The sequence below is a fragment of the Stenotrophomonas sp. SrG genome (assembly GCF_050031795.1).
In the GTDB taxonomy this organism is placed as follows: domain Bacteria; phylum Pseudomonadota; class Gammaproteobacteria; order Xanthomonadales; family Xanthomonadaceae; genus Stenotrophomonas; species Stenotrophomonas rhizophila_A.
Genome location: NZ_JBNBBE010000190.1, coordinates 1 through 282, shown reverse-complemented (window position 1 = coordinate 282; position 282 = coordinate 1). Strand labels below are relative to the sequence as shown.

The following is a 282-nucleotide window of genomic DNA, read 5'->3' as shown; positions in this document are numbered from 1 at the left end:
GATGTTCCGGAGGAACAACGCGTGAGCGGATTGAATCAAAAGGATCTCGACAGCCTGCGGGCGTATGCCGACGACGGCAACCGCGAGCGGTATTGGAACTACCTTGCCCAGAAGCAGGGCAATGATGGCGACGGCCTGCTGGCGCTGGGCGTGGTGCGCAACGACAACCTGCCCGGCCTGGTGGCCAATGCCTATGCCCAGCTCGAAGCGGCCGATCCGCACGACCGCGACCCAAAGCTGCAGAACCGCACCCTGACAGAGCGCCAGTGGGAGGCGTGCGGC

1 pseudogene is annotated in these 282 nt (G+C 64.9%); it reads left to right on the top strand.

The features are described 5' to 3' along the window. Positions 1-21 precede the first annotated feature (21 nt). A pseudogene (locus ACQG3P_RS19485) lies at positions 22-282 on the top strand (XVIPCD domain-containing protein); the annotation flags it as partial.